General features: G+C 72.4%; 29 protein-coding genes. 22 read left to right on the forward strand and 7 right to left on the reverse strand.

The features are described 5' to 3' along the window. The first annotated feature begins 7 nt into the window (after nucleotides 1–7). From BSL84_RS21800 to BSL84_RS35595, 9 genes are all read left to right on the forward strand, one after another. Nucleotides 8–1,636, forward strand: a complete 1,629-nt coding sequence (locus tag BSL84_RS21800; protein ID WP_030036999.1) for a peptide ABC transporter substrate-binding protein — start codon at nucleotides 8–10, stop codon at nucleotides 1,634–1,636. A gap of 69 nt (nucleotides 1,637–1,705) precedes the next feature. Further along, entirely contained in the window at nucleotides 1,706–2,629 is a 924-nt protein-coding gene (locus BSL84_RS21805) for an ABC transporter permease (protein WP_030036997.1), read from the forward strand. Nucleotides 2,630–2,714: 85 nt separating this feature from the next. After that, entirely contained in the window at nucleotides 2,715–3,641 is a 927-nt protein-coding gene (locus BSL84_RS21810) for an ABC transporter permease (protein ID WP_199838797.1), read from the forward strand. Between the two features lie 12 nt (nucleotides 3,642–3,653). Further along, nucleotides 3,654–4,637, forward strand: coding sequence for an ABC transporter ATP-binding protein (locus BSL84_RS21815; protein WP_075970961.1), 984 nt, complete (start codon nucleotides 3,654–3,656; stop codon nucleotides 4,635–4,637). Next, a complete protein-coding gene (locus tag BSL84_RS21820) occupies nucleotides 4,630–5,694 on the forward strand; it encodes an ABC transporter ATP-binding protein (RefSeq protein WP_075970962.1) in 1,065 nt (354 codons plus the stop codon). Before BSL84_RS21815 ends, BSL84_RS21820 begins: the two co-directional genes overlap by 8 nt. Before the next feature lie 360 nt (nucleotides 5,695–6,054). Then, complete coding sequence (locus BSL84_RS21825; RefSeq protein ID WP_030036986.1) at nucleotides 6,055–6,249, forward strand: hypothetical protein; 195 nt, start codon at nucleotides 6,055–6,057, stop codon at nucleotides 6,247–6,249. 49 nt (nucleotides 6,250–6,298) lie between these two features. Then, complete coding sequence (gene mshB / locus BSL84_RS21830) at nucleotides 6,299–7,195, forward strand: N-acetyl-1-D-myo-inositol-2-amino-2-deoxy-alpha-D-glucopyranoside deacetylase (RefSeq protein ID WP_075970963.1); 897 nt, start codon at nucleotides 6,299–6,301, stop codon at nucleotides 7,193–7,195. Continuing rightward, complete coding sequence (locus BSL84_RS21835) at nucleotides 7,192–7,575, forward strand: DUF6113 family protein (RefSeq protein ID WP_075970964.1); 384 nt, start codon at nucleotides 7,192–7,194, stop codon at nucleotides 7,573–7,575. Before mshB ends, BSL84_RS21835 begins: the two co-directional genes overlap by 4 nt. Nucleotides 7,576–7,780: 205 nt before the next feature. Then, nucleotides 7,781–9,757, forward strand: coding sequence for a hypothetical protein (locus BSL84_RS35595; protein ID WP_075970965.1), 1,977 nt, complete (start codon nucleotides 7,781–7,783; stop codon nucleotides 9,755–9,757). Nucleotides 9,758–10,023: 266 nt separating this feature from the next. Here BSL84_RS35595 and BSL84_RS21845 read toward each other — a convergent pair whose 3' ends face one another. Together BSL84_RS21845 and BSL84_RS21850 are read right to left on the reverse strand one after the other, a co-directional pair. Then, entirely contained in the window at nucleotides 10,024–10,749 is a 726-nt protein-coding gene (locus BSL84_RS21845; protein WP_078849078.1) for a transglutaminase-like domain-containing protein, read from the reverse strand. A gap of 65 nt (nucleotides 10,750–10,814) precedes the next feature. Further along, on the reverse strand, nucleotides 10,815–11,801 hold the full coding sequence (locus BSL84_RS21850; RefSeq protein ID WP_075970966.1) for a GNAT family N-acetyltransferase: 987 nt from the start codon (nucleotides 11,799–11,801) through the stop codon (nucleotides 10,815–10,817). Nucleotides 11,802–11,918: 117 nt separating this feature from the next. Here BSL84_RS21850 and fdxA point away from each other — a divergent pair, with 117 nt between their 5' ends. Next, nucleotides 11,919–12,248, forward strand: coding sequence for a ferredoxin (gene fdxA / locus BSL84_RS21855; protein ID WP_030027294.1), 330 nt, complete (start codon nucleotides 11,919–11,921; stop codon nucleotides 12,246–12,248). Between the two features lie 107 nt (nucleotides 12,249–12,355). Continuing rightward, the gene (gene dapC / locus BSL84_RS21860; RefSeq protein WP_030027292.1) at nucleotides 12,356–13,453 is read left to right on the forward strand and encodes a succinyldiaminopimelate transaminase; all 1,098 of its coding nucleotides are present in this window, start codon (nucleotides 12,356–12,358) and stop codon (nucleotides 13,451–13,453) included. A gap of 86 nt (nucleotides 13,454–13,539) precedes the next feature. On the opposite strand, the gene BSL84_RS21865 is transcribed toward dapC, so the two are convergent. Further along, a complete protein-coding gene (locus tag BSL84_RS21865) occupies nucleotides 13,540–13,911 on the reverse strand; it encodes a hypothetical protein (protein WP_030027291.1) in 372 nt (123 codons plus the stop codon). Between the two features lie 301 nt (nucleotides 13,912–14,212). Then, complete coding sequence (locus BSL84_RS21870; RefSeq protein ID WP_420711199.1) at nucleotides 14,213–15,193, reverse strand: hypothetical protein; 981 nt, start codon at nucleotides 15,191–15,193, stop codon at nucleotides 14,213–14,215. A gap of 87 nt (nucleotides 15,194–15,280) precedes the next feature. On the opposite strand from BSL84_RS21870, the gene dapE reads away from it, so the two are divergent. Both dapE and BSL84_RS21880 read left to right on the forward strand, forming a co-directional pair. After that, nucleotides 15,281–16,360, forward strand: coding sequence for a succinyl-diaminopimelate desuccinylase (gene dapE / locus BSL84_RS21875; RefSeq protein ID WP_075970967.1), 1,080 nt, complete (start codon nucleotides 15,281–15,283; stop codon nucleotides 16,358–16,360). A gap of 64 nt (nucleotides 16,361–16,424) precedes the next feature. After that, on the forward strand, nucleotides 16,425–17,192 hold the full coding sequence (locus tag BSL84_RS21880) for a TIGR00730 family Rossman fold protein (RefSeq protein WP_030027288.1): 768 nt from the start codon (nucleotides 16,425–16,427) through the stop codon (nucleotides 17,190–17,192). A gap of 187 nt (nucleotides 17,193–17,379) precedes the next feature. Here BSL84_RS21880 and folP read toward each other — a convergent pair whose 3' ends face one another. Continuing rightward, nucleotides 17,380–18,240 (reverse strand): dihydropteroate synthase, encoded by an 861-nt coding sequence (gene folP, locus BSL84_RS21885; RefSeq protein WP_030027287.1) that lies wholly within the window; start codon nucleotides 18,238–18,240, stop codon nucleotides 17,380–17,382. Between the two features lie 77 nt (nucleotides 18,241–18,317). Between folP and BSL84_RS21890 the strand changes: the two genes are divergently transcribed. Next, nucleotides 18,318–18,674: a DivIVA domain-containing protein gene (locus BSL84_RS21890; protein ID WP_030027286.1), complete on the forward strand. Its 357-nt coding sequence runs from the start codon at nucleotides 18,318–18,320 to the stop codon at nucleotides 18,672–18,674. Then, nucleotides 18,671–19,258, forward strand: a complete 588-nt coding sequence (locus BSL84_RS21895; protein ID WP_030027285.1) for a DNA-3-methyladenine glycosylase I — start codon at nucleotides 18,671–18,673, stop codon at nucleotides 19,256–19,258. Before BSL84_RS21890 ends, BSL84_RS21895 begins: the two co-directional genes overlap by 4 nt. Nucleotides 19,259–19,322: 64 nt before the next feature. On the opposite strand, the gene BSL84_RS21900 is transcribed toward BSL84_RS21895, so the two are convergent. After that, nucleotides 19,323–20,126: an enoyl-CoA hydratase/isomerase family protein gene (locus tag BSL84_RS21900; RefSeq protein WP_030027284.1), complete on the reverse strand. Its 804-nt coding sequence runs from the start codon at nucleotides 20,124–20,126 to the stop codon at nucleotides 19,323–19,325. Between the two features lie 332 nt (nucleotides 20,127–20,458). Between BSL84_RS21900 and BSL84_RS21905 the strand changes: the two genes are divergently transcribed. Then, entirely contained in the window at nucleotides 20,459–20,626 is a 168-nt protein-coding gene (locus BSL84_RS21905; protein ID WP_003966491.1) for a DUF3117 domain-containing protein, read from the forward strand. A 118-nt stretch (nucleotides 20,627–20,744) separates the two neighbouring features. Next, entirely contained in the window at nucleotides 20,745–21,362 is a 618-nt protein-coding gene (locus tag BSL84_RS21910; RefSeq protein WP_075972182.1) for a hypothetical protein, read from the forward strand. 53 nt (nucleotides 21,363–21,415) lie between these two features. Here the strand turns inward: BSL84_RS21910 and BSL84_RS21915 are convergent, their stop codons facing one another. Further along, nucleotides 21,416–22,078, reverse strand: a complete 663-nt coding sequence (locus BSL84_RS21915) for an O-methyltransferase (RefSeq protein ID WP_030032218.1) — start codon at nucleotides 22,076–22,078, stop codon at nucleotides 21,416–21,418. 176 nt (nucleotides 22,079–22,254) lie between these two features. Between BSL84_RS21915 and sigE the strand changes: the two genes are divergently transcribed. From sigE to BSL84_RS21940, 5 genes are all read left to right on the forward strand, one after another. After that, on the forward strand, nucleotides 22,255–23,031 hold the full coding sequence (gene sigE / locus BSL84_RS21920) for an RNA polymerase sigma factor SigE (protein ID WP_075970968.1): 777 nt from the start codon (nucleotides 22,255–22,257) through the stop codon (nucleotides 23,029–23,031). Then, complete coding sequence (locus BSL84_RS21925) at nucleotides 23,028–23,690, forward strand: zf-HC2 domain-containing protein (RefSeq protein ID WP_075970969.1); 663 nt, start codon at nucleotides 23,028–23,030, stop codon at nucleotides 23,688–23,690. The genes sigE and BSL84_RS21925 overlap by 4 nt, the downstream gene beginning before the upstream one ends. A 54-nt stretch (nucleotides 23,691–23,744) precedes the next feature. Next, complete coding sequence (locus tag BSL84_RS21930) at nucleotides 23,745–25,130, forward strand: S1C family serine protease (protein ID WP_075970970.1); 1,386 nt, start codon at nucleotides 23,745–23,747, stop codon at nucleotides 25,128–25,130. Between the two features lie 118 nt (nucleotides 25,131–25,248). Further along, complete coding sequence (locus BSL84_RS21935) at nucleotides 25,249–25,683, forward strand: sec-independent translocase (protein WP_030027055.1); 435 nt, start codon at nucleotides 25,249–25,251, stop codon at nucleotides 25,681–25,683. A 137-nt stretch (nucleotides 25,684–25,820) separates the two neighbouring features. Then, nucleotides 25,821–26,573 (forward strand): hypothetical protein, encoded by a 753-nt coding sequence (locus BSL84_RS21940; protein ID WP_079273261.1) that lies wholly within the window; start codon nucleotides 25,821–25,823, stop codon nucleotides 26,571–26,573. Nucleotides 26,574–26,613: the final 40 nt, after the last annotated feature.

A 26,613-nucleotide genomic window follows, 5' to 3' on the forward strand; every position in this document is an offset into this window, starting at 1 on the left:
GCACTCCATGCGCGGAGCCACCCACGCCAAGTGGGCCGCAGGTGCGGTGGCCGTCGCCCTCGTGGCGACGGCCTGCGGCGGCGGGAGCGACAGCGGCGGAGGCGGCGAGACCGGGATCGTCAGCTCGTCGTGGGGTGACCCGCAGAACCCGCTGGAGCCCGCCAACACCAACGAGGTGCAGGGCGGCAAGGTCCTCGACATGCTCTTCCGCGGCCTCAAGCGCTACGACCCCAAGACCGGCGAGGCCAAGAACATGCTCGCCGAGTCCATCGAGACGACGGACAGTCAGAACTTCACCGTCACGCTGAAGGACGGCTGGAAGTTCAGCAACGACGAGCCGGTCACCGCGCAGTCCTTCGTGGACGCCTGGAACTACGGCGCCGACGTGCGCAACAAGCAGAACAACTCGCCGTTCTTCTCCGACATCGTCGGCTACGACGACGTCCACCCGGCATCCGGCGAGCCCAAGGCCAAGACGATGTCCGGGCTGGTGGTCAAGGACCCCAAGACCTTCACCGTCGCCCTCAAGAACAAGTTCTCCACCTGGCCGGAGACCCTCGGCTACCAGGCCTTCTCCCCGCTCCCCAAGGCCTTCTTCACCGACCACACCGCCTGGCTGGACAAGCCCGTCGGCAACGGCCCGTACCTGGTGGACTCGTACAGCAAGGGCACCGGGATGAAGCTGCGCAAGTGGGACGCGTACCCCGGGGAGGACAAGGCGCAGAACGGCGGCGTGGACCTGAAGGTCTACACCGACAACAACACCGCCTACACCGACCTCATCTCCGGCAACCTCGACCTCGTCGACGACGTCCCGGCGCAGCAGCTGAAGAACGTCAAGAACGACCTCGGCGACCGGTACATCAACCAGCCGGCCCTCATCATCCAGACGCTCACCTTCCCGCTGTACGACCCGCAGTGGAGCAAGCCCGGCATGGAGAAGGTCCGCCAGGGCATCTCGCGGGCCGTCAACCGCGACGAGATCACCAAGCAGATCTTCCGCGAGACCCGCACCCCCGCCAAGGACTGGACCTCGCCGGCGCTCGGCGAGAAGGGCGGCTTCTCCGCCACCGCCTGCGGCGATGCCTGCGTCTACGACCCGGCCGAGGCCAAGAGGCTCATCCAGGAGGGCGGCGGACTGCCCGGCGGCAAGGTCACGCTGACCTCCAACGTGGACACCGGCTCGCACCGCGACTGGATGGACGCCGTCTGCAACAGCATCAACAACGCGCTGGGGGAGGGCCCGGTCTGCACGGTCAACCCGGTCGGCACCTTCGCCGACTTCCGCAACCAGCAGAGCAGCTACAAGCTGACCGGCCCCTTCCGCTCCGGCTGGCAGGCCGACTACCCGCTGATCCAGAACTTCCTGCAGCCGCTCTACTACACCGGGGCCTCCTCCAACTACGGCAAGTTCAGCAACAAGGAGTTCGACGCCCTCGTCAACCAGGCGAACCAGGAGAGCGACGCGGCCAAGGCGATCACCAGCTTCCAGGAGTCGGAGAAGATCCTCGCCGAGCAGATGCCGTCCATCCCGCTCTGGTACCAGAACGGCAGCGCCGGCTACTCCGAGCGCCTGGAGAACGTGGCCCTCAACCAGTTCAGCGTCCCCGTCTACGACCAGATCACCGTGGTCTGACCCCCGCCCGGATCCCGGCCCCCCGCACCGCGGGGGCCCGCCGCGCCCGCCAACAGCATGGAGCACTCCATGGGACGTTACGTGATCCGGCGGCTGCTCCAGATGATCCCGGTGTTCATCGGCAGCACGTTCCTGATCTTCTTCATGGTGTACGCGCTCGGGGACCCGGTCGCTGCCCTCTTCGGCGACAAGGCCCCGGACCCGGCCACCGCCGCCCGCATCCGCAAGGATCTCTACCTGGACCAGCCCCTGTGGAAGCAGTACCTGCACTACATGGGGCAGATCTTCAAGGGTGACTTCGGCACCGCCTTCAACGGACAGTCCGTCACCGAGCTGATGGCGAGCGCCTTCCCCGTGACCCTGCGCCTGACCCTCGTCGCGATCTTCTTCGAGGTCGTCATCGGTATCACCCTCGGCGTGATCAGCGGCCTGCGCCGCGGCCGGACCGTCGACACCTCCGTACTCGTCCTGACCCTCGTGGTCATCTCGGTGCCCACCTTCGTGACCGGCTACCTGCTGCAGTTCCTCTTCGGCGTCAAATGGGGCTGGGTACGGCCCACGGTCTCCCCCGACGCACCCCTGAACGAGCTGATCCTGCCCGGCATCGTCCTCGCCCTGGTCTCCCTCGCCTACGTGACACGCCTGTCCCGCACCTCCATCGCCGAGAACGTCAAGGCCGACTACGTCCGCACCGCCACCGCCAAGGGACTGCCCCGCCACCGGGTCGTCACCCGCCACCTGCTGCGCAACTCCCTGATCCCGGTGGTCACCTTCATCGGCACCGACATCGGCGCCCTGATGGGCGGCGCCATCGTCACCGAGCGGATCTTCAACATCCACGGTGTCGGCTACCAGCTCTACCAGGGCATCCTGCGCAACAACTCGCCCACGGTCGTCGGCTTCGTGACCATCCTCGTCATCGTCTTCCTGCTGGCGAACCTGCTCGTCGACCTGCTCTACGCGGTCCTGGACCCGAGGATCCGCTATGCCTGATCCCGAGCGCCCCGAACCCGCCGGCTACGACCCGGTCGGCCCCCGCCCCAAGGAGGCGGTCTCACCCACGGGCCAAGGGGGACCCATGGATCTCGCACTGGACGAGGCGGAAAGCGTCGAAGGCATCGAGAAGACCGCCGGACCGGGCGCTTCCGGCCCCCGCGAGCGGCCCCGCTCCCTGTGGTCCGACGCCTGGCACCAACTGCGCCGCAACCCCGTCTTCATCGTCTCCGCGGCCCTGATCCTCTTCCTGGTCGTCATCGCGATCTGGCCGCAGCTCATCGCGAGCGGCGACCCCCTCCAGTGCGACCTCTCCAAGTCCCAGCAAGGCTCCGAGCCCGGCCACCCCTTCGGCTACGACACCCAGGGCTGCGACGTCTACACCCGCACCGTCCACGGGGCCCGCGCCTCCATCACCGTCGGCGTCTGCGCCACCCTCGGCGCCGCCCTCCTCGGCTCCGCCCTCGGCGGCCTCGCCGGCTTCTTCGGCGGCTGGGGCGACTCCCTGCTCTCCCGGGTCGCCGACATCTTCTTCGGCATCCCGGTCGTCCTCGGCGGCCTGGTCTTCCTGTCCGTCGTCACCAGCACCACCGTCTGGCCCGTGGTCGGCTTCATCGTGCTCCTGGGCTGGCCGCAGATCGCCCGCATCGCCCGCGGCTCGGTGATCACCGCGAAACAGAACGACTACGTCCAGGCCGCCCGGGCCCTCGGCGCCGGCAACGCCCGCATGCTGATGCGGCACGTGGCGCCCAACGCCGTCGCCCCCGTCATCGTCGTCGCCACGATCGCGCTCGGCACGTACATCGCGCTGGAGGCGACCTTGTCCTTCCTCGGCGTCGGCCTGCGCCCGCCCACCGTCTCCTGGGGCATCGACATCTCCAACGCGGCCTCGCAGATCCGCAACGCCCCGCACATGCTGCTCTGGCCGGCCGGCGCGCTCAGCATCACGGTGCTCGCCTTCATCATGCTCGGCGACGCGGTGCGCGACGCCCTCGACCCCAAGCTGCGCTGAGGAGCCCCGCACATGCTGCTCGAAGTCCGCGACCTGCACGTGGAGTTCACAACGCGCGACGGAGTCGCGAAGGCGGTCAACGGAGTCCACTACTCGGTCGCCGAGGGCGAGACGCTGGCCGTCCTCGGCGAGTCCGGCTCCGGCAAGTCGGTGACCGCCCAGGCCGTGATGGGGATCCTGGACGTGCCGCCGGGCCGGATCGCCGGCGGCGAGATCCTTTTCAAGGGCCGCGACCTGCTGAAGATGAAGGAGGACGAACGGCGCAGGATCCGCGGCGCCGAGATGGCGATGATCTTCCAGGACGCGCTGTCCGCCCTGAACCCGGTGCTGACCGTCGGCGCCCAGCTCGGCGAGATGTACGAGGTCCACCGCGGCACCTCCCGCAAGGAGGCCCGGGCCAAGGCCGTCGAGCTGATGGACCGGGTGCGGATCCCGGCGGCGAAACAGCGGGTGGGGGACTACCCGCACCAGTTCTCCGGCGGCATGCGCCAGCGCATCATGATCGCCATGGCGCTGGCCCTGGAGCCCTCGCTGATCATCGCGGACGAGCCGACCACCGCCCTGGACGTCACCGTCCAGGCGCAGGTGATGGACCTGCTGGCCGAGCTCCGGCGGGAGCTCAACATGGGCCTCATCCTGATCACCCACGACCTCGGCGTCGTCGCCGACGTGGCCGACAAGATCGCCGTCATGTACGCGGGCCGGATCGTCGAGGCGGCCCCCGTCCACGAGATCTACAAGGCGCCCGCCCACCCGTACACGCGCGGCCTGCTGGACTCCATCCCGCGCCTGGACCAGAAGGGCCAGGAGCTGTACGCGATCAAGGGCCTGCCGCCCAACCTCCTGCGCATCCCGCCCGGCTGCGCCTTCAACCCGCGCTGCCCGATGGCGCGGGAGGTGTGCCGCAGCGACGTCCCGCCGCTGTACCCGGTGACGGAGTCGCCCGTACCGCGGGCCAGCGCCTGCCACTTCTGGAAGGAGTGCCTCCATGGCTGAGCCCCTCCTCGAAGTGAAGGACCTGGCCAAGCACTACCCGCTCACCCGGGGCATCCTCTTCAAGCGCCAGGTCGGCGCGGTCAAGGCCGTCGACGGGGTCTCCTTCGACCTGCGCGCCGGCGAGACGCTGGGCATCGTGGGCGAGTCCGGCTGCGGCAAGTCCACCGTGGCCAAGATGCTGGTCAACCTGGAGCGTCCGACCGGGGGCTCGATCGCGTACAAGGGCGAGGACATCAGCCGGCTGTCGGCCCGCGCCCTGAAGGCCGTACGCCGCAACATCCAGATGGTGTTCCAGGACCCGTACACCTCGCTGAACCCGCGCATGACGGTCGGCGACATCATCGGGGAGCCGTACGAGATCCACCCCGAGGTGGCACCCAAGGGCTCGCGCCGCGGCCGCGTCCAGGAGCTGCTGGACGTCGTGGGCCTGAACCCGGAGTACATCAACCGCTACCCGCACCAGTTCTCAGGCGGCCAGCGCCAGCGCATCGGCATCGCCCGCGGCCTGGCCCTCCAGCCCGAGATCATCGTCGCCGACGAGCCGGTGTCCGCCCTGGACGTCTCCGTGCAGGCGCAGGTCGTCAACCTGCTGGAGAAGCTCCAGGACGAGTTCGGCCTGTCCTACGTGTTCATCGCGCACGACCTCTCGATCGTCCGGCACATCTCCGACCGCGTCGGTGTCATGTACCTCGGCCGCATCGTCGAGATCGGCACCGACGCCGAGATCTACGAGCACCCGACCCACCCGTACACGCAGGCGCTGCTTTCGGCCGTGCCGGTCCCCGACCCGCAGGCCCGCGCCCACCGCGAGCGGATCATCCTCTCCGGCGACGTCCCGTCCCCGGCCGACCCGCCGTCGGGCTGCCGCTTCCGCACCCGCTGCTGGAAGGCCCGGGAGCGCTGCGCGACGGAGGTCCCGCTGCTCGCGGTCCCGGAGGCCTTCCCCTCCGGTCCGGCGGCACATCCCTCGGCGTGTCACTTCGCGGCGGAGAAGCGGGTGGTCCCGCACGTGCCGCCGGAGGAGGCCGACCGGACCGGAGGGCCGCACAAGGACTGAGACGCCCACCCCGCCGACCGATGATTTCCGGCCACCCGTGGTGTTCCGCTTGCGGAGCCGGGAGCGGTTCCCCAACTCGGTTTACATCCAGGCAACTTGACCGTTTCTGCCCCGAGATCTGGGGCATGCAGGCTGGGTGGCGTGCGGCCGTGCGGGTGCCGACAGCCGGCCGGGGGGCGTGTACGCCCCCCGGCCGGCCTCTGCGTGACCCCGCACGTGCGCGGCATGCGCCCCTTGTGCTGCCGGATTTCGATCGATGCGCTGGTACGGAAAGTTATGATCCGTAGCGCACGGTGGGTATGACTCCTGCCGAGCACGATTACGCGTACCGATGTCCGCTCGACGTGGAGGTGAAACGCCGTGGCACTCTCGATCTCTGCCGTGGTGCTGCTGGCGATCATCGTTTTCCTGCTGGTCCGCCGTGCGGGCCTGAAGGCGGGACACGCGGTGGTCTGTGTGCTTCTCGGCTTCTACCTGGCGAGTTCCACCATCGCCCCGACCCTCAGCCAGCTCACCTCGAACGTGGCGAGCATGATCAGCGGCATCAAGTTCTGAGGGGGCGGGCAGGCCGGGTCCGGCGCGGGACACCCCCTACGCTAGGGCCATGAACGGTCTTCCCGCCCGTCGTCTACTCTTCGTGCACGCGCACCCCGACGACGAGTCGATCAACAACGGCGTCACCATGGCCAAGTACGCGGCCCAGGGCGCCCACGTCGCGTTGGTGACCTGCACCCTGGGCGAGGAGGGCGAGGTCATCCCGCCCGCCCTCGGCCACCTGACGGCCGACCGCGACGACACCCTGGGCGCCCACCGGATCGGCGAGCTCGCCGCCGCCATGGCCGAACTGGGCGTCCACGACCACCGGTTCCTCGGCGGCCCCGGCCGCTACCGCGACTCCGGGATGATGGGCGCCCCGCAGAACCACCGTCCGGAGGCCTTCTGGTCCGCCGACGTGGACGAGGCCGCCGCGTACCTCGTGGAGGTCATCCGGGAGCTGCGGCCGCAGGTGCTCGTCACCTACGACCCGGACGGCGGCTACGGGCACCCGGACCACATCCAGGCCCACCGCGTCGCCATGCGCGCCGCCGAACTGGCCGCGGAGAAGGCCTACCGGCGCGACCTCGGGGAGCCCCACACGATCGGGAAGATCTACTGGAACCGCGTCCCGCTCTCGGTGGTCGAGGAGGGCTTCGCCCGGCTGAGCGCCGCCGCGGACGGGGTGCCCTTCCCGGGGCTGGCCTCGCCCCGGGACGTACCGGGGGTCGTGGACGATGCGCGGATCACCGCCGAGATCGACGCCGACGAGGCCCTTGTGGCGGCCAAGGCGGCCGCCATGCGGGCCCACGCCACCCAGATCGCCGTGGACGGGCCCTTCTTCGCCCTCTCCAACGACCTGGCGCAGCCGCTGTTCGGGCGCGAGTACTACGAACTGGTCGAGGGCCGGCCGGGCGTCGCGGCGGGCGAGCGCGAACACGACCTCTTCGCGGGGGTGGACGCGTGAGGGGCACCCTGTCGGCGGGACGGATCGCCGGCTGCCTCGGCCTGCTGGTGCTGGGCGCGCTGACCGGCGCGGCCGGCTGGCTGGTCGTCGACCTGTGGTTCCCCGGCGGGCTGCTGCTCGCGCTGCTGGCCCTCCTCGGGCTGTTCCTCGGCGGCCGGCTCGCCCTCGGGACCGGCCTGGGGATCGGCGGCGGCGCGGTCGGCTGGTTCCTCACCTATGTGATGCTCAGCCTCCCGCGCCCCGAGGGGGACTTCATCCTCAGTTCGTCCGGAATCGGTATGTACGCCTACCTTTTGGGCGGAGCGGCGCTGGCTGTGATGTGCGCCACGGTCACGCTTCCCCCCGACCGGCCGGTTTCGGCCTCCCGGCCCGTCAAGTGACATGGTGTCGGACCTCGTAGGGAGTCCGGCGGACCGGTGCACGCGGGGTCTCTCGTGGCGCTTCAGGGGGGTTTGAGGGCCCCCAAGGGGAACCCCTGATTCCAGGCCGTCAGTTGCGCGCGGGCGGCGGCCAGTATGGTGGACGGGCCGCCGAGCTGCCCGCGCACGGTATGACGGGCGGCGGAGCCAACCGGGAGAACCTGCCTTGAGTCGTGAAACCGACAGTTCGTCCTCCGGGCCCAAGGGGCACGGTGGAGCCGCTTACCCCTCGGGTACGCCGCCGTACGGAACCGGCCAGTACCCGTCCACGACTGTGCCCGGGCCCGGCGCGGCGACCGCCCCGGAGGAGAACCCTGTGACCTCGAATCCGTCCAATCCCGAATCCGACGGACCCAAGACCGAGACCACCCTGACGACCCGGATCCGGATCAACATCCCGGGTTCGCGGCCGATCCCCCCGGTGGTCGTGCGCAAGTCGATGGGCACCAACACCGGCACGCCCGGAGGCGGGACCCCGACCCCGCCCGAGCCGGCGCCCGGGCAGCAGGCCGAGCCCCCGCTCCCGCAGCGGCCGGGTCCCCGCCCGACGCGCGTCGAGGCCGCGCCGGAGCCGGACCCCGCCCCGGCCGAGGAGGCCGCCAGCAACTGGTTCGCGCCCCGCAAGGCGCCCACCCCCGCTCCGGCGCCGGCCGCCCCCGCCGCCGCGCAGATGCCGCCGGCCGCCCCGGCGCCGCCGCTCGCCAGGCGGGTGCCCGGCGCGACGCCGACACCGCCGCCGCCCGCGCCCGGCAACGGCTTCGCGCCCCCGCCGCGCACCCAGGCCCCGCCGGCGCCGGACGCCGCGTACGCGCCGCCGCGCACCCCGCCGCCGCCCGTCGACGACTACGGCACGGGCTACGCCCCGCGGCAGACCCCCGCTCCGCAGGCCCCGATGCCCGGGGGCCCCGGCGTCGGGACGACCCAGGGCTTCCCCGCCTACGGGAACGACGGCGGCCCCTCCACCGAGGCGTTCCCCGTCTACGACAGCCAGGCCGACGGCCCCTCCGGCCCCACCGGCGGCGGCTTCGGCTCGCGTCCCGCCGGCGGTCCGTCCGCCGCGGCGGCCGCCGATGCCGCGAGCTGGCCCGGTCCGGACCTGGACGGCCCGCTGCCGACCCCCGTACCGGCTCCCGCGCCGGCCGTGCCGCGTCCGACTCCGCCCGCGGACAAGAAGGCCGCCGCGAAGCCGGCCGAGCCCGCGAAGAAGGGCCGCTCCAAGCTGGTCCTCGTCGGCGGCGGCATCGTCGCGCTCCTCGGCGTGGCCTACGGCGCCGGGCTGCTCCTGAACCACTCCGACGTCCCCAAGGGCACCACCGTCCTCGGTGTCGACATCAGCGGCAGCCGCGACGAGGCCGTCTCCAAGCTCCAGACGGCCTTCGGCACCCGCGCCGCGACCCCGCTCCAGCTGAGCGTCGGCGGCAAACCGGTCGAGCTGAAGCCCGACAAGGCCGGCCTGACCCTGGACAGCCAGACCACGGTCCGCAACGCCGCGGGCAGCGACTACAACCCGATCACGGTCATCGGCTCCCTCCTCGGCAACGAGCGGGTGGCCGACGCCGTGATGCCCGTCGACGAGGAGAAGCTGACGGTCGCGCTCCAGGAACTCGCCGGCACGGCGGGGTCCGTCACCGAGGGCACGATCACCTTCGACACCGGCAAGGCCGTCGCCGTCCCCGGCAAGGCGGGCACCACCCTGGACGTGGACGGCTCCGTCGACCTCGTCACGAAGGCCTTCCGCGACCAGGTCGGCACCGGCAAGGCGGCCGTCGTGCAGCTGCCGACCGTCACCAAGGAGCCGGTCGTCGGCCAGGCCGAACTCGACCGTGCGATGAAGGAGTTCGCGGAGCCCGCGATGTCCGCCAACGCCACCGTCAAGGCCGGCCCCAAGTCCATCAACTTCGGCAAGCTGTCGCTGCCCAAGATCCTCAGCATGCAGGCCGTGGACGGCCGCCTCACCGAGAAGTTCGACCTGGAGGCGCTCAAGGCGACCTACGGGAACACCTTCGACGGGGTCCTGATCACCCGCGGCACCGGCGCCAGGACGGCGGTCACCCCGCAGGACGTCGCCGGCGCGCTCGGCAAGGCCCTGCGCGGCAAGACCACGGCCGAGCGGACCGTGGTCATCGACACCAACCCCAGCTGAGATACGCCCACCGACGGTGCCCCGCCCGGGATCCGGGCGGGGCGCCGCCATGTCCGCCGGACCGGCCGGCAACCAGCCCGGCGCAGCGGGCCGGGTGGGTTCCGGCGGAACCGGGTCCACGCCGTGGCGTCTCCTCGGGCGCCGAACGGTCCCGGGGCCGACAGGTAGGGCGGCGGTGCGTTCGGCGCGCCCTGCGGGGGTCGCCCCGACACACCCGGCCCCGCCGGACCGGCGGTGGGGGTGGGCGTCCGGGCCTCCTGCGGCCGTCAGTTCAGCAGGGCGCGGGCCGAGACCGCCTCGGCCCGGACGCGGGCCGCGGCGGCGTCGTCCACCGCCGCGACGACGTCGGCGTACGCGTCGAGTTCGGCCGCCCCCTCCTGGAAGGCGCCCCGCTCCACCAGCAGCCGCGCCCGCTCGTAGCGCAGCGACGCCGGATGGGAGGGCAGCAGCAGCGACAGCTCCAGCGCCCACAGCGCCACCCCCGACTGCTCGGGGCGGGTGGAGGCCCACGCACGGATGTTGGTCAGGATCCGCAGCACGATGTCCAGCGTCGTCGCCGGCGTGCGCGGGCCGGACGCCAGCTCAGCCGGCCCGGCGCCCAGCGAGGCGCCGCCCGCGAACGGATCCACCACCACACCCTCCTCCGGGTCGCCGAAACCCACCACGAAGTGCCCCGGCAGCCCCAGCCCGTACACCGGCGCGCCGGCCCGCCGCGCGACCTCCAGCCACACCACGGACAGCAGGATGGGCAGGCCGCGCCGGCGCCGCAGCACCTCGTGCAGCAGCGAGGACGACAGCCTCTCGTAGTCCGCCGGGGTGCCGTGGAAGCCGAGCCGCCCGCCCAGCAGCTCCGTCACCGCCGAGGCCCACGCCCGCCCGCCCCGCAGACCGTACGGCAGCATCCCGGCCAGCCGGTCCAGCTCGATCTGCGCCCAGTCCATGGCGCGTTCGTCCAGCTCCGGATCCGCCTCCGCCGCCAGCAGCAGGCACATCAGCGCCAGGTCCGGGCGCTCCGACCGGGCCTGCGCGGCGAACTGCTCCCGCCGGGCCGGCGCGCTCACCGGGCCGCCCGGAAGTGGTGGTAGACGTGGTGCGTCGCGAAGCCCAGCCCGTCGTACAGCGCCCGTGCCCCCGCGTTGTCGGTCTCGACCTGCAGCCACGCCGCCGACGCGCCCTCCTCCAGCGCGCGCCGCGCCAGCGCGGCCATCACCGCCGTCGCGAGCCCCTCCCGCCGGTGGGCGGGATCGACCGTCACCGCCGCGAAGCCGGCCCACCGGCCGTCCACCACGCACCGCCCGATCGCCCGTCCGCCGGGCAGCGAGGCGAACCACACCGACGGGCCCCGCACCAGGACCTCCCGGGCCACGTCCGGATCGGAGACCCGCCCGTAGCGCCCCAGCCACTCCTCGTCCGGGACCCGGGCCAGCGTCACGGACCCGCACGCGGGCGCGTCCACGTCGCCCACGGGTGCCAGCGCCCCGATCCGCACCTCCGCCGACGCCTCGGACACCCAGCCCCGGCGCTCCAGCTCCGCGCACAGCAGCTCCTGCGTGCCGGCGGCCCCCGTGGCGGCCTGCACATAGGCCGGAAGTCCGCGTTCCGCATACCAGGAGGTCACTCGCGCGAGTGCATCGTCGAGCGGTATGCCCGGGTCGCTGGCCGGCAGCACGGAATTGGCCCGCCGGGTGAACCCGGACGAGGCGCGCAGCGTCCACCCGCCCAGGGACTCGCTCTCCAACGGCTGCCAGCCCCGCGCGCAGACCCTCGTCAGCTCCTCGAAGGAGGCCGCCGGACCCCGCCGCCGTGCGGGCGCCGCGGGCACGACCTTGCCCGCCACCAGGGAGGATTCCGGGATACGGACGGACTGCCCGTTCTTCTTTGTGATCAGCAGCACACCCTGGTCCCAGGATGTGAGAACACCGACCGTGTCCGTGAACTCGGGTGATCCGCTCACTCCGGTGTCCACCCGTCGTACAGAGACACGTTTACCCACGTCAGCCGGGGTGATTCGGACCTCCAGCAGTCCTCCGGCAGTGATTTCCACAGCTCTGTCCGCCCCTCCTGTTCGGATCGTGCCCGGGAACGGAGATACTAGGTGCGGGCATCGACGACGCCGCGCTCCCGCGCGATATGGAAAGCCCTACCGAGGAGGAACGAGAGCGTGACCTACGTCATCGCGGAGCCTTGTGTCGACGTCAAGGACAAGGCATGCATCGAAGAGTGCCCCGTCGACTGCATCTACGAGGGCCAGCGGTCCCTGTACATCCACCCGGACGAATGCGTCGACTGTGGTGCGTGTGAGCCGGTCTGCCCGGTCGAGGCCATCTTCTACGAGGACGACACTCCGGAAGAGTGGAAGGACTACTACAAGGCGAACGTCGAGTTCTTCGACGAGCTCGGTTCGCCCGGTGGTGCCTCCAAGCTGGGTCTGATCGAGCGCGACCACCCCTTCGTCGCGGGGCTGCCCGCCGGCATCAACGGCGAGCACTGACCTTTCACGGCAGAAGCGCCCCTCGGTCCCGTACGGCCTGCCCGCCGCACGGGACCGCGGTGTTTTCCGACCCGACCCACCAGCATCCAGAGAGAGCAGAGACCACCGTGGCCGCAGTATCCGACCGTCTTCCCGCCTTCCCCTGGGACAAGCTGGAGCCGTACAAGAAGACGGCGGCGGCCCACCCGGACGGCATCGTCGACCTCTCCGTCGGCACCCCGGTGGACCCGGTCCCGGAGCTGGTCCGGCAGGCCCTGATCGACGCCGCCGACTCCCCGGGCTACCCGACGGTGTGGGGCACGGCCGCCCTGCGCGACGCCATCACCGGCTGGCTGCGCGGCCGCCTCGGCGCGAGCGCCGCCGGGCACCGCAACGTCCTGCCGGTCGTCGGCTCGAAGGAACTGGTGGCCTGGCTGCCCACCCAGCTGGGCCTGGGCGCCGGCGACCAGGTCGCCTACCCCCGGCTCGCCTACCCGACGTACGAGGTCGGGGCGCGGCTGTGCGGCGCGGAGCCGGTGGTCTACGACGACCCGACCACCGATCTCGACCCGGCCCGCGTGAAGCTGCTCTGGCTCAACTCCCCGTCCAACCCCACCGGCAAGGTCCTCGACAAGGCCGAGCTCGTCCGGATCGTGGCCTGGGCGCGGGAGCACGGGATCCTGCTCTTCAGCGACGAGTGCTACCTGGAGCTGGGCTGGGAGGCCGAGCCCGTCTCCGTCCTCCACGACGACGTCTGCGGCGGCTCGTACGAGGGGATCGTCGCCGTCCACTCCCTGTCCAAGCGCTCCAACCTGGCGGGCTACCGGGCGGCCTTCGCCGCCGGCGACGCAGCCGTCCTCGGCGAGCTCCTGGAGATCCGCAAGCACGGCGGGATGATGACCCCCGCCCCGGTGCAGGCGGCCACGGTGGCGGCCCTCGGCGACGACCGGCACGTGACGGAACAGCGCGAGCGCTACGCGGCCCGCCGCGCCGCGCTGCGCGCGGCCCTGGAGGCGCACGGCTTCCGGGTCGAGCACAGCGAGGCCAGCCTCTACCTGTGGGTGACCCGGGACGAGCCCTGCTGGGACACCGTCGCGCACCTCGCGGAGCTGGGCATCCTGGTCGCGCCCGGCGACTTCTACGGCGAGGCGGGCGCCCGCTTCGTGCGCGTCGCCTTCACCGCCACCGACGAGCGGGTCGAAGCGGCGGTCAAGCGCCTCGGCTGACCGGGCCCCTGACAGCCCGAAGGGGCCGTGACAGCCCGAGGGGCCGGGAGTGTGAAACTCCCGGCCCCTCGGACGTTTCCCGGGCGTCAGCCGCCCAGGGGCAGACCGCCGGGCAGGCCGGCCGGCAGGCCACCGCCCAGGGGCAGGGAGGAGACCGGCAGTTCCTGGGTCGTGGGCAGACCGCCGAGCAGGCCGCCGGCCTGGCCGGCCACGTCGGAGGCCGGGGCCGGCAGGGTCTCGGCCGCGGCACCGGCGGTGCCGACGACGTCGGTGGCCGTTCCCGTGGCCGTGTCGGCGGCCGCCGCCGCGGGGGCGTCCGTGGCGGTGAGTGCGCCCAGCTGCGGCACGGACTCCAGACCGGCGGCGTTGGCCGCGCCGGCCGCACCGACCACGGGCGCTGCCCCGGCTGCGACGAGCAGCGCGGCACGGGCGATCCGACGGGTCAGGGGGAGGGACATGATGCTCCTAAGCGGTAGCGGCTGAGTACGGCCTGTCTAACCGCTCGGGGGGCGGGTGGAGTTGCGGCGCCGCCGGGTAAAGGATCGGTAACGCATCGTTTAATCGGCTTCCGCGACAAGAGCATTGGATGCGCGCCGACCAGGGATTCCGTCCGTCAAGGGCGTCCGCCGGGCGGGGTGCGGCCCGATGGTGATCACCCCCGCGCGAGTGATCACTCGTACGCGCTGCCGGGCGCTCCCGGTCGATCCGCTGATCCTCTGATCCGCTCTGGCCGGAGCCCGGTGCGGATCAGCGGGCGGATCAGCGGGCCATGAAGATCCGCACCTCGCCGGGGGCCGCGCCGTAGGGATCGCCGTCGCCGTTCTTCGCGCCCGCGTCCCCCTTGTCCTGCCAGCGGCCCCGGTCCTTGCCCGCGACCCAGCCGCGCAGGTCGTAGGAGACCCGGGCGATCCCCATCTCCCGGGAGTTGGCCACCGCCCAGTGGGCCATCGCCCGGCTGCGGCGCGTCGCGGCCTCGCCCGCGTCCCGCTTCTCCACCATCGTGATCTCGGGCTCCGCGACGGACCGGCCGCCGGCGCTGCGGCCGGCCTGGCCGCCCTGGCCGTCCTGCGGGCCGAAGGTGTGCATCCCGTCCTTGCCGAAGATCCGCACCAACCCCTCGCGCACCTTCTCCGGGTCGCCCGGCCGCGTGGGCGCCGGACCGCCGCAGTCCAGGCTCCCGCCGCCGGCGAAGGCCGCGGTCAGCACCGTCGCGTCCGGCTCGTGCTTGGCGTACGCCTGCGGGAAGCCGCTGCGCTGCACCTTCTGCGCGGCCACCGTCAGCGGCAGCCGCGAGTACCCCGGCACGTCGACGAGGTGGTCGTAGAAGATCCCGGCCGAGTAGACCGGGTCCGTGATCTGCTCCGGTGTGCCCCAGCCCATCGACGGACGCTGCTGGAAGAGCCCGAGGGAGTCCCGGTCGCCGTGGTCGAGGTTGCGCAGGGCCGACTCCTGCATCGCGGTCGCCAGGGCGATGGTGACGGCCCGGTCCGGCAGGCCCTTGGCGATGCCCACGGCGGCTATCGTCGCCGCGTTCGCCGCCTGCTCCGGGGACATCTCGTACTTCGCGGAGCCGCCGCCGCGACCGGAGGCGTCCGCGGTCGCGACGCAGAAGGGGGCGCCCCCGCCGTTCGAGGCGCGCTGCACGGCGAAGTACCCGGCCACCGACAGGAGAACGAGCAGGCCGACGACCACACGGAGCAGCCTGCCGCGGCGAGGACGGGGATCACGGATCTCGGACACGCCGCCCACGGTACTTGAGGCATATGACGCGTCCACCGTCCGGACGAGGGACGCTTCGCCACACCCCGGGGCGTTAGGGTCAGTTCCATGTCCGAATCCGAGCTGAACCTCACCCTGGACGCCGCCGAGCTGACCGCCCGGCTCGTCGACATCCCCTCCGTGAGCGGCGACGAGAAGGTACTCGCCGACCTCGTGGAGAACGCGTTGCGCGGCCTGCCCCACCTCACCGTGGACCGCTTCGGCAACAACGTCGTCGCCCGCACGAACCTCGGCCGCGCCGAGCGCGTCGTACTCGCCGGCCACCTCGACACCGTGCCGATCGCCGACAACGTCCCGTCGCGCCTCGACGAGAACGACGTCCTGTGGGGCTGCGGCACCACCGACATGAAGTCCGGCGTCGCCGTGCAGCTGCGCATCGCGGCGACCGTGCCCGAGCCCAACCGGGACCTCACCTTCGTCTTCTACGACCAGGAGGAGGTCGCCGCCGACCTCAACGGCCTCGGCAAGGTCGCCGAGGCCCACCCCGACTGGCTCACGGGCGACTTCGCGGTCCTGCTGGAGCCCTCGAACGCCGAGGTCGAGGGCGGCTGCCAGGGCACCCTGCGCGTGCTGCTGCGCACCGCCGGCGAGCGCGCCCACTCCGCCCGCAGCTGGATGGGATCCAACGCCATCCACACGGCGAGCCCGATCCTGGCCCGGCTGGCGGCGTACGAGCCCCGCAAGCCGGTCATCGACGGCCTGGAGTACCACGAGGGCCTCAACGCCGTCCGCATCGAGGGCGGCGTCGCCAACAACGTCATCCCCGACGCGTGCACGGTGACGGTCAACTTCCGCTACGCCCCCGACCGCACCGAAGCCGAGGCGCTGGCCCACGTCCGCGAGGTGTTCGCGGACTGCGACATCGCGGAGTTCGTCGTCGACGACTCCTCCGGCGGCGCCCTGCCGGGCCTCTCCCACCCCGCGGCCGCGGCCTTCATGGAGGCGGTGGGCGGCCGGGCCATGCCGAAATTCGGCTGGACGGACGTCTCCCGCTTCAGCGCGCTGGGCGTCCCGGCGGTGAACTACGGTCCGGGCGACGCCCTGCTGGCACACAAGGTCGACGAGCGCGTGGAGACGAAGGCGATCCTGCACTGCGAGGAACGACTCCGCGCCTGGCTGACCTCCTGAATTCCCCTTCCCGTCACCTTTGTGCGCCTACCCTGATCCAACGATCAGCAGGAGGGAGCACATAATGGGCAACCCCGGCATCTCCGACGGGTCCGCTCGTCACCGGCCCGAGGAGCAGCAGCTCGGGCCGGTCCTGAGGCGGCGGAGCCAGGTGCAGGCGGGCAGTACGACGGACCAGCGGCTGCTGGACTCCGCCGGGCCCTCCGAGTGGGTCCACACCGATCCCTGGCGGGTCCTGCGCATCCAGTCGGAGTTCATCGAGGGCTTCGGCACGCTGGCCGAGCTGCCGCCCGCGATCAGCGTGTTCGGCTCGGCCCGCACCCCGGAGGGCTCGCCCGAGTACGAGGCGGGCGTGCGGATCGGCGGCGCACTGGTCGACGCCGGTTTCGCGGTGATCACGGGCGGCGGTCCGGGAGCGATGGAGGCCGCCAACAAGGGCGCCCGCGAGGCGAACGGGATCTCCGTCGGCCTGGGCATCGAGCTCCCCTTCGAGCAGGGGCTCAACGAGCACGTCGACCTCGGTCTGAACTTCCGGTACTTCTTCGTCCGCAAGACGATGTTCGTGAAGTACAGCCAGGGCTTCGTCGTACTGCCCGGCGGGCTGGGCACGCTGGACGAGCTGTTCGAGGCGCTGACCCTGGTCCAGACCCAGAAGATCACCCGCTTCCCCATCGTGCTGTTCGGCACGGAGTACTGGAGCGGGCTGGTCGACTGGCTGCGGGGCACGGTGATCGCCCAGGGCAAGGCCTCGGAGAAGGACCTCTACCTCTTCCACGTCACCGACGACGTGGACGAGGCCATCGCCCTCGTGACCAAGGAAGTCGGCAAGTAGGTCCGGTCCGCGGGCCGGCCCAGGCCGGCCCGCGGCCGTCAGGCGAGGCCGCGGCGGGCGACGGCGGGCGGGCGGTGGCCCTGGATCGAGCGGACCATGTTGCTTCTGGACGCCGCTCTCGCGCGGTTCGGCGCCGGGGCGCCTCGCCGGCTTCGGGCGGCTGCGCCGGCCTCCGGCCGGCGGTGCTTCAGGCGAGGCCGCGGCGGGCGACGGCGGGCGGGCGGTGGCCCTGGATCGAGCGGACCATTTCCAGGATCTGGCGGGTCTCGGCGACCTCGTGGACGCGGTAGACCTGCGCGCCCAGCCAGGCGGAGACCGCCGTGGTGGCCAGCGTGCCCAGCAGCCGCTCCTTGACCGGCTTGTCCAGGGTCTCCCCGACGAAGTCCTTGTTCGACAGCGAGACCAGCACCGGCCAGCCCGTGGCCGTCATCTCCTCCAGCCGCCGGGTCGCCTCCAGCGAGTGGCGGGTGTTCTTGCCGAAGTCGTGCCCCGGGTCGATCATGATCGCGTCCCGGCGGACGCCGAGGGCCGCAGCCCGCTCGGCGAGCTCCACCGTGACCCGCAGGATGTCCGCCATCACGTCCTCGTACGCGATCCGGTGCGGCCGGGTACGGGGTTCGACCCCGCCTGCGTGCGTGCAGACCAGGCCGGCGCCGTAGCGTGCCGCCACCTCGGCCAGCTTGTGGTCCACCCCGCCCCACGCGTCGTTCAGCACGTCCGCCCCGGCCTCGCAGACGGCTTCGCCGACCTCGTGCCGCCAGGTGTCCACGCTGATCACCACGTCCGGGTGGCGGCGCCTGACCTCGGCCACGAACCCGACCGTGCGCCGTGCCTCCTCGGCCGCGTCCACGTGCTCGCCCGGGCCCGCCTTCACCCCGCCGATGTCGATGATCGCGGCGCCCTCGGCGACGGCCTGCTCCACCCGGTCCAGCGCCGGCTCGTCGCGGAAGGTCGCGCCCTGGTCGTAGAAGGAGTCCGGAGTCCGGTTCACGATGGCCATGATCACCGGCTCGTGGGTGTCGAACTCGCGCCTGCCCAGTCGCAGCATCCTGGTCTTTCCTCCTCCGGCGGCCCTCGCGCCTCGCCTGCGACCTTAACCTGGTGGCCGGAAGTCTCTCAGGGGAGTTGATCGTGTTCTTCTTCTTGATGATCGCGCTGGTCGTGGTCGTGGCAGCGGTCACCCTCGCCGTGATCGGCGGCGGCTCGGAGGCCGTCCTGCCGGAGGTGGAGCCGGACCGGGTGGCGGACGGGCTGCCGGAGACCCGGCCCGTGGTGCGGGAGGACATCGACGCGCTGCGGCTGCCGGTCGCGCCGCGCGGCTACCGGATGGCCGAGGTGGACGACGTACTGGAGCGGCTGGCCGCGGAGCTCGCCGAGCGGGACGCGCGGATCGCCCTGCTGACGGGGACCGCGCCGTCCGAGCCCGCCGCCCCGCAGGACGCTCCCGGCCCGGTCGACCTCGGCAAGGGCGGTGACCGGTGAGCGGACCGGTGGCCGGCCCGGACGGGCTGCTGCGCTGCCCGTGGGCGCTGTCCACGGGGTCCACCGGGGAGTACGTCGCCTACCACGACGGCGAATGGGGCCGGCCGGTCCACGGCGACGACGCCCTGTACGAGCGGCTGTGCCTGGAGGCCTTCCAGTCGGGGCTGTCCTGGCTGACGATCCTGCGCCGGCGCGAGGGCTTCCGTAAGGCGTTCTCCGGCTTCTCCATCGCGGCGGTCGCCGAATTCGGCGTCGCGGACGCGGAGCGGCTGCTCGCCGACGAGGGGATCATCCGCAACCGGGCCAAGATCGAGGCGACCCTGGCCAACGCGAAGGTCCTCGCCGGCTGGGAGTCCGGCGAGCTGGACACCCTGATCTGGTCCCACGCCCCCGAGGAGCCCGGTCCCGCGCCGCTCACGGTCACCGAGGTCCCCGCGGTCACCCCTGAGTCCACCGCCCTCGCCAAGGCCCTCAAGAAGGCCGGCATCCGCTTCGTCGGCCCCACGACCGCCTACGCCCTGATGCAGGCGTGCGGGCTGGTCAACGACCACCTGGCAGCCTGCGCCCTGCGCGACCCGGCCTGAGGTCCTTCGGCGTCCACCCCGGGACGCACCCCCCTGCCCGGGCCGCACCGGACGGCTCACCGGCTCAGCGGCCGAGGTACTTCGGCGGCTGCTTCGCCAGGAACGCCTGGACGGCGATGGAGTGGTCCTCGGAGGCACCCGCACGGGTCTGCAGGACGTCCTCGTGCACCAGGGACTCCGCGAGGGTGTGGGAGGCGCCGTACGCCAGGGACTCCTTCAGGGAGGCGTAGGCGACCGTCGGGCCGGCGGCCAGTGCGCGGGCCACGGCCTCCGCCTCGGCGTGCAGCGACTCCGACGGCACCAGGCGGTTGACGATGCCGAGCTCGTACGCCTCCTGCGCCTTGATCGAACGCGGGAAGAGCAGCAGGTCCGAGGCGCGGGAGGCGCCGATCAGGCGGGGCAGCGTCCACGAGACCCCCGAGTCGGCGGTGAGCGCCACCCCGGCGAACGAGGTGTTGAACGAGGCGGTGTCGGCGACGACGCGGAAGTCGGCCGCCAGCGCGAAGCCGAAGCCGGCCCCGGCCGCGACGCCGTTGACGCCGGCCACCACGGGCTTGGGCATCTCGGTGAGGGCCCGCACGATCGGGTTGTAGTGCTCCTTGACCGTGTTCATGGTCAGCGAGGAGCCCGTCTCGCGGTCCGAGGCGAGGTTCCCGATGTGCTCCTTGAGGTCCTGGCCGACGCAGAAGGCCCGGTCGCCGGCGGCGGTCAGCAGGACCGCCCGGACCGCGGTGTCCCCGGCCGCCGCCTCCGCCGCGTCGCGCAGGGCGACCTTGGCCTCGGTGTTCATCGCGTTCATCGCGTCGGGACGGTTGATCGTGATGGTCGCGAGTCCGTCGGTCACTTCGTAGAGCACACTGTCGGCCATGGCAGGGGGTCCCCCTTCGTCGCAGGCTTGGCTACCGGTCGGTACCGTCCGGTGCAAGGGCCAGCATGGCGGACCGGACGCGGAGCGCACATGTGATGTGTGTCAAAGAAACCGCAAGCGGTTCCCCAGGTGCGGCGGCGAAGTATCGCAGGCGGATCCCCGAAATGAGTGGTTTTGGTCGAGCGCGTTGCCGAAGCGTTCCCGGGTGATGTTGGTCATCGGGTCCTGACATGCGGGATAATGGCTGGGAAGCAATGTGTTCGATGCCGGGTACTAGGCGCCTGAATGGGGCCGTCGGCGACGATGAGCTGGTTTCAGGAAGGGGAACGAGCATGGCGGCCATGAAGCCGCGGACGGGCGACGGCCCGCTCGAGGTCACCAAGGAGGGGCGGGGCATCGTCATGCGCGTACCGCTCGAGGGCGGCGGTCGGCTTGTCGTCGAGCTGACCCCCGATGAGGCGGACGCCCTGGGTGACGCCCTGAAGAAGGTCGTCGGCTGATCCGCTGACAGCACTTCCACCTTCTGCTTTCGCATTCTCTGCGCTGCCCCGACCGCGATCCGCGGCCGGGGCAGCGTTGTGTCGTGTCCGAGGACCCGCAGCCCCAGTGGAGCCGCACGTGACCTTCTCCCCGCCCGCGCCGCCGGCGTACGCGGACTGCACCCCCCGCCAGAAGGCGGCCCGCCTGCTGTCGGACGTGCTGGCGCCGGCGAACCTGGTGGTCGCGCTGCTCCTGCTCGTCGGCCTGCACAGCACCGGGTCGTGGACGGGCCTGGGCTGGGGCCTGCTGGCCGCCCTGTTCTGCGGTGTCGTCCCGATCGGCATCATCGCCGTCGGGGTCCGGCGCGGGGCGCTGACCGACCAGCACATCCGGATCCGGCGCCAGCGGGTCGCCCCGATGGCCCTGAGCCTGCTCTCGGTCCTGGCCGGGGTGGCCCTCCTGCGCCACCTCGGAGCCCCCGCGCAGGTCTTCGCGCTCGTCGTCGCGATGCTCGTGGGACTGCTCTCGTCCCTGCTGGTGACGGTGGCCTGGCAGATATCCGTCCACATGTCCGTGGCCGGCGGCACCGTGATGATCCTGCTGCTCGTCTTCGGCCCGCCGGCGCTCCCGGCGGCGCTGGTCGCCGCCGCCGTCGGCTGGTCCCGCCTGGCGCTGCGGGCGCACACGCCGGCCCAGCTGCTCGCCGGCACCGCGCTGGGCGGTACGGCGGCCCTCACCTTCACGCTCCTGACCTGACCCGGTCCGGGTCGATCCGGCCGGCGCCGCCCACCCGCCGGGGTGGGGCGCCGTCAGCGGCGCACGGCGCAGAGGAGCCCGTCGCCCACCGGCAGCAGCGCGGCCTCCAGCGCGGGGCTCTCCCGGACGCTGCGCAGCAGTTCGCGCACGCGGAGCACTTCGACCGGCTGGGCCGCGGAGTCGACCGTACGGCCGTCGGAGAAGACCCCCTCGAAGCACACCAGCCCCCCTGGGCGCAGCAGGCGCAACGATTCGGCGAGGTAGTCCAGGGACTCGGTCGGGTCGCCGTCGCAGAAGACGAGGTCGTAGCCGCCGTCGGCGAGGCGGGGCAGGACGTCGAGTGCGCGGCCGGGGATGAAGCGGGCGCGGTTGCCCGCGAAGCCGGCGGCGCGGAAGGCCTGGCGGGCGAAGGCCTGCCGGTCGGCCTCGGGATCGACCGTGGTCAGGACCCCGTCGGGGCGCATCCCGTGCAGGAGGTGGATGCCGGAGACGCCGGTTCCGGTACCGATCTCGGCGACCGCCTTGGCGTCCGCGGTCGCGGCCAGCAGGCGCAGCGCGGCGCCGGTCCCGGGGGAGACGGAGCGCAGGCCCGCTTCCCTGGACCGATCGCGGGCCCATCGCAGAGCGTCGTCCTCGGCGACAAACGCGTCGGCGAACGCCCAGCTCGTCTGCCGGTTGCCGGTAATGACCCTCTCCTGTCCCCATAGTTGGCGCAACGGTGACTGTATCCGCTGACGTCGGGAACCCGCAGATGGGACCGGGCGTTGTGAGGGGTGGAGGCGGGACGAGAAGGACGGCGCCGGGCAGATCGGCGGCGGGGACCGCCCTGGGCCTAAGGCTTGCGTAAAGATACTGCAAAAACCCTTATCCGGAGCTGACAGAGGGGGTGGCTATGGTAGGGACTCCACTGGACACCACCAGAGCCGACAGGGGAGGTGCGGCTGCGCCTGTGGATCGTCGGGGCGTGTTCAGGCGCCTCTTCTGGTCGGCGGGTGAGCCGAAATCCGTGACCGACATTGCTGACCGCTTCCACACCGCAGACACCGCAACCACCGCGACCTTTGCCGCAGATGCGGGATCGCAGGCGTGGACCCCTCCCTCGTGGGAGGAGATCGTCAGCACGCACAGCGCGCGGGTCTACCGCCTCGCCTACCGCCTGACGGGCAACCAGCACGACGCCGAGGACCTGACCCAGGAGGTCTTCGTCCGCGTCTTCCGCTCGCTGTCCACCTACACGCCCGGCACCTTCGAGGGCTGGCTGCACCGCATCACCACGAACCTCTTCCTGGACATGGTCCGCCGCAAGCAGCGGATCCGCTTCGACGCGCTCGCCGACGACGCCGCCGAGCGGCTGCCGAGCCGTGAGCCGTCTCCCCAGCAGGTCCTGCACGACACGCACTTCGACGCGGACGTGCAGCAGGCGCTGGACACCCTCGCCCCCGAGTTCCGGGCGGCCGTGGTGCTGTGCGACATCGAGGGCCTGTCCTACGAGGAGATCGCCGCGACGCTCGGCGTGAAGCTCGGCACCGTGCGCAGCCGTATCCACCGAGGCCGCTCGCACCTGCGCAAGGCGCTCAGGCACCGGTCGCCCGCGGCTCGTGCCGAGCGGACCCTGGCGGGCGTGGCGACGGGAGCGCCGGACGCCGGGAGAGAGGGCGGGGCCGAGTGACCGGAGCCAGTCCGTCCCCCGCAGAACAGCACCTCGGTGACCGGCTAGCCGCCCTCGTGGACGGGGAGTTGAAGCACGACGCGCGCGAGCGGGTCCTCGCGCACCTGGCGACCTGCGCCAAGTGCAAGGCGGAGGCCGACGCACAGCGCCGTCTGAAGACCATGTTCGTGGAGAGCGCGCCGCCGCCGCTGTCCGCGGGCCTGCTCGCGCGCCTCCAGCAGCTCCCGGGAGGCGCGCTCGACGGCCCGTCCGGACCCGCGGGGCCGGGGCCCGGCTCCGCCCGGCCCGACCCCTTCGAGGCCTTCGCGTACGCGCTGCCCGTGGCCGCCGCCCGCCCGCAGCAGGAGGGCTTCCGCATCCACGAGGTGGGCCGTCCCCGGCGCCGGTTCGCCTTCGTCGCCGCCGGAGCGGTGTCGCTGGCCGCCCTCGCGCTGGGAGGCACGATGCCGCTGGAGGGCACCGAGCCGATCGTCCGGGGCGATTCCCCGGCGCCCACCTCCAGACCCGGCCCCGCGCTGCCCGTGAGCGACGCGGCCGCCCGTGAACGGCCGCCCACTCCGGCGGCCGTACCGACCCTCCTGACGGCCGTGGCGAGCCCGCCGGCGCCGCCCAAGCCCTCGCCGCCGGTCTCGGCGCGCCCGGTCTCCCTGATGCGCTGACCGGCGACCTGGTTGAATCGGCCGGACATGCGCACAGGTACGCGGGGAGCGCCCATGGCCGACAGGCAGCAGACCGAACCGGCTCCGCAGTGGTGGAGCCGGCCCGAGGGCACGGCCGACGGCCGTCGCGACGGGGTCCCGACCCCGCGGCCCGGGGCCGCGGGCGAAGCCGGCGGCGCGGTCGGTGGCACGCCCGCCGGTGAAGGCGAGGAGGACGGGGCCGCCGGGCAGGCGGCGGCCCCACCCCCGGAGACCGCCCCCGCCCCGGAGGCGCCGGTCCGCGAGGTCCGGTACGACCCCTGGGGCGAGCGGCCCCTCCAGGTCGTGGACCGTGGCCAGGACCGGCGCGGGTTCCGGCTGTGGCAGGTGGCGGCCCTCGCCGCGGGAACGGCCCTGCTCGCGGGCGGAATCGGCGGCTACGTCGGCGTGCTCGCCGAGCGGCAGAGCAGCACGAGGCTGGAGCTGCCCCAGGCGGCCGTGGCGGACAAGGGCCGCGCGCCCGACAGCGTCGCCGGGATCGCGGCCGCCGCACTGCCCGGAGTGGTGACCCTGCACGTGCGCGGCGCCAAGAGCAGCGGCACCGGCACCGGCTTCGTACTGGACCCGCAGGGGCACATCCTGACCAACAACCACGTGGTCGCCGACGCCAGGGAGATAGCGGTCACCTTCAGCACCGGCGAGAGCGTCACCGCCGAGCTGGTCGGCCGCGACTCCGGCTACGACCTGGCCGTGGTCAAGGTCAGCGGCGTGCGCGGGCTGCGCCCGCTCAGCCTGGGGAACTCCGAGAACGTGAAGGTCGGCGACCCGGTCGTGGCCATCGGCGCACCCTTCGACCTCTCCAACACGGTCACCGCCGGCATCATCAGCGCCACCGGCAGGCCCGTCACCGCCGGCGGCGACAAGGGAGACGGCAGCGACATCAGCTACGTCGACGCCCTCCAGACCGACGCCCCCATCAACCCGGGGAACTCCGGCGGCCCCCTCCTCGACGCCCGCGCGCACGTGGTCGGCATCAACAGCGCGATCCGCGGCGCCGACAAGGACGACCCCGACCGGCAGGGCGGCTCGATCGGCCTCGGCTTCGCCATCCCCATCAACCAGGGCAAGCGCGTCGCGGAAGAGCTCATCGCCACCGGCCGCGCCACGCATCCCGTCATCGGCGTCACCCTCGACATGGACTACACGGGTGACGGAGCCCGGGTGGGGGACAAGGGCGAGGACGGCAAGCCGTCCGTGACCCCCGGCGGACCGGGCGCACGCGCCGGGATCAGGCCCGGTGACGTGATCACCAAGGTCGACGGCCAGCGGGTCCGCGGCGGCGACGAGCTGATCATCAAGATCCGGGCCCACCGCCCGGGCGATCCGCTCACCCTGACCGTGCTGCGCGACGGCCGGGAGCGCACGCTGGGCGTGGTCCTCGGGTCGGCGAACGGCTCATGACCCCGCGGCGGCCGGGAGTGAAACCGGCACGGGGCCGGGACGTGTGTAGGGGCCCGCGGGCAAGGGCGGGTACCGTGTGTCGGGGCCCCGCAGTGACAGAGAGCCGAGGAGCGGCAAGGTGTTCAACGACATAGGCGCACTCGAACTCGTCACGATCGTGGTTCTGGCCATCCTCGTCTTCGGCCCGGAGAAGCTGCCGAAGGTCATCCAGGACGTCACGGGCTTCATCCGCAAGGTCCGTGCCTTCTCCGACAGCGCCAAGCAGGACATCCGCTCCGAACTCGGGCCGGAGTTCAAGGACTTCGAATTCGAGGACCTGAATCCGAAGACCTTCATCCGCAAGCAGCTGACGGAGAACGAGGACCTCAGGGAGATCCGTACCAGCTTCGATCTCCGCAAGGAGCTGAACGACGTCACCGACGCCGTCAACAACCCGGAGCCCGGTCCCGCCCCGGCCCCGCCGTCCGGCGCCGCCGTCGGCGCGGACCTGCTGAAGAAGCCCACGGCCCCGGCCTCCGAGCCGCGCGTACGCTTCGACGCCGACGCCACCTGACCCAGCCTGCCCGGCGATCCGGGGTCCGGTGGCTATCCTCCATCTGTCCGGATCGCGGGACGCCCGAGGGAGGGGGTCCCCCCAGCACAGCGAGGGGGAGGGCCGTTCCGGACCCCACGGAACGAGAGGCCGCCCAGATGGAGACGACGAGCAGCAGCCTGGTAGGCGCGCAGACCGCCGAGGCACCCGCCGCCGCGGACCCCGCGCAGGAACCGCATACCAGCCCGCATACGAGCCCGCATACCGGCGACCGTGCCGAGGGGCAGCAGCCGGAGGCAGCCGCCCCCGTGCCGGCGGCCCGCCGGACGGTCGAGGGCTTCCTGGCCGCTGACTTCCCCTGGTACGGGCTGGACGGAGCCTTCACCGGCCCGCGCTGGCTCATGCAGGTCGGCACCGCCGCCGACGGAACGGTCGAGCACGGCTCCACCGGCCACGGCGACGAGCCGTCCGCCCGGGGCGAGATCGCCACGGGCGAGAAGGAGCGCTTCGCGGTGGTCATCACCGTGGCGAGCAACCCGCTGCGCCGCAGCGGCGACGGAACCGGAGTCCTGGAGGCCACCTCGGTCTCCTCGGCGGCCTGGCTGGCCGGCTCCGGGCTGCTGGCCTACAGCTGGCCCGGACAGATGGACCACGCCCTGCGCGACGACTGGCTCGACCAGCAGACCGAGGCCGCGTGGGAGCTCGCCGACGACCTCGACGGCGAGGACTGGTCCACGCTGTCCCTGCCGGTGGACGGCGAGCCGACCACCTTCCACTACCGCGAGTCCGAGTCCGGCTGGGTGCTCGCCGGCTCCACCGGCAGCGGCGTGCACCTGGGCGCCTACGGGCGCGGCATGAGCGCCTACGGCCTCGGCTTCTCGGCGATCTCCGACCTCGGCACGTACGAGTAGCCGCACCGGCCGGGCCGGGACCGCGGCACCGGACACGGGT

Origin of the sequence: Streptomyces sp. TN58 (assembly GCF_001941845.1) — a bacterium.
Classification (GTDB): domain Bacteria; phylum Actinomycetota; class Actinomycetes; order Streptomycetales; family Streptomycetaceae; genus Streptomyces.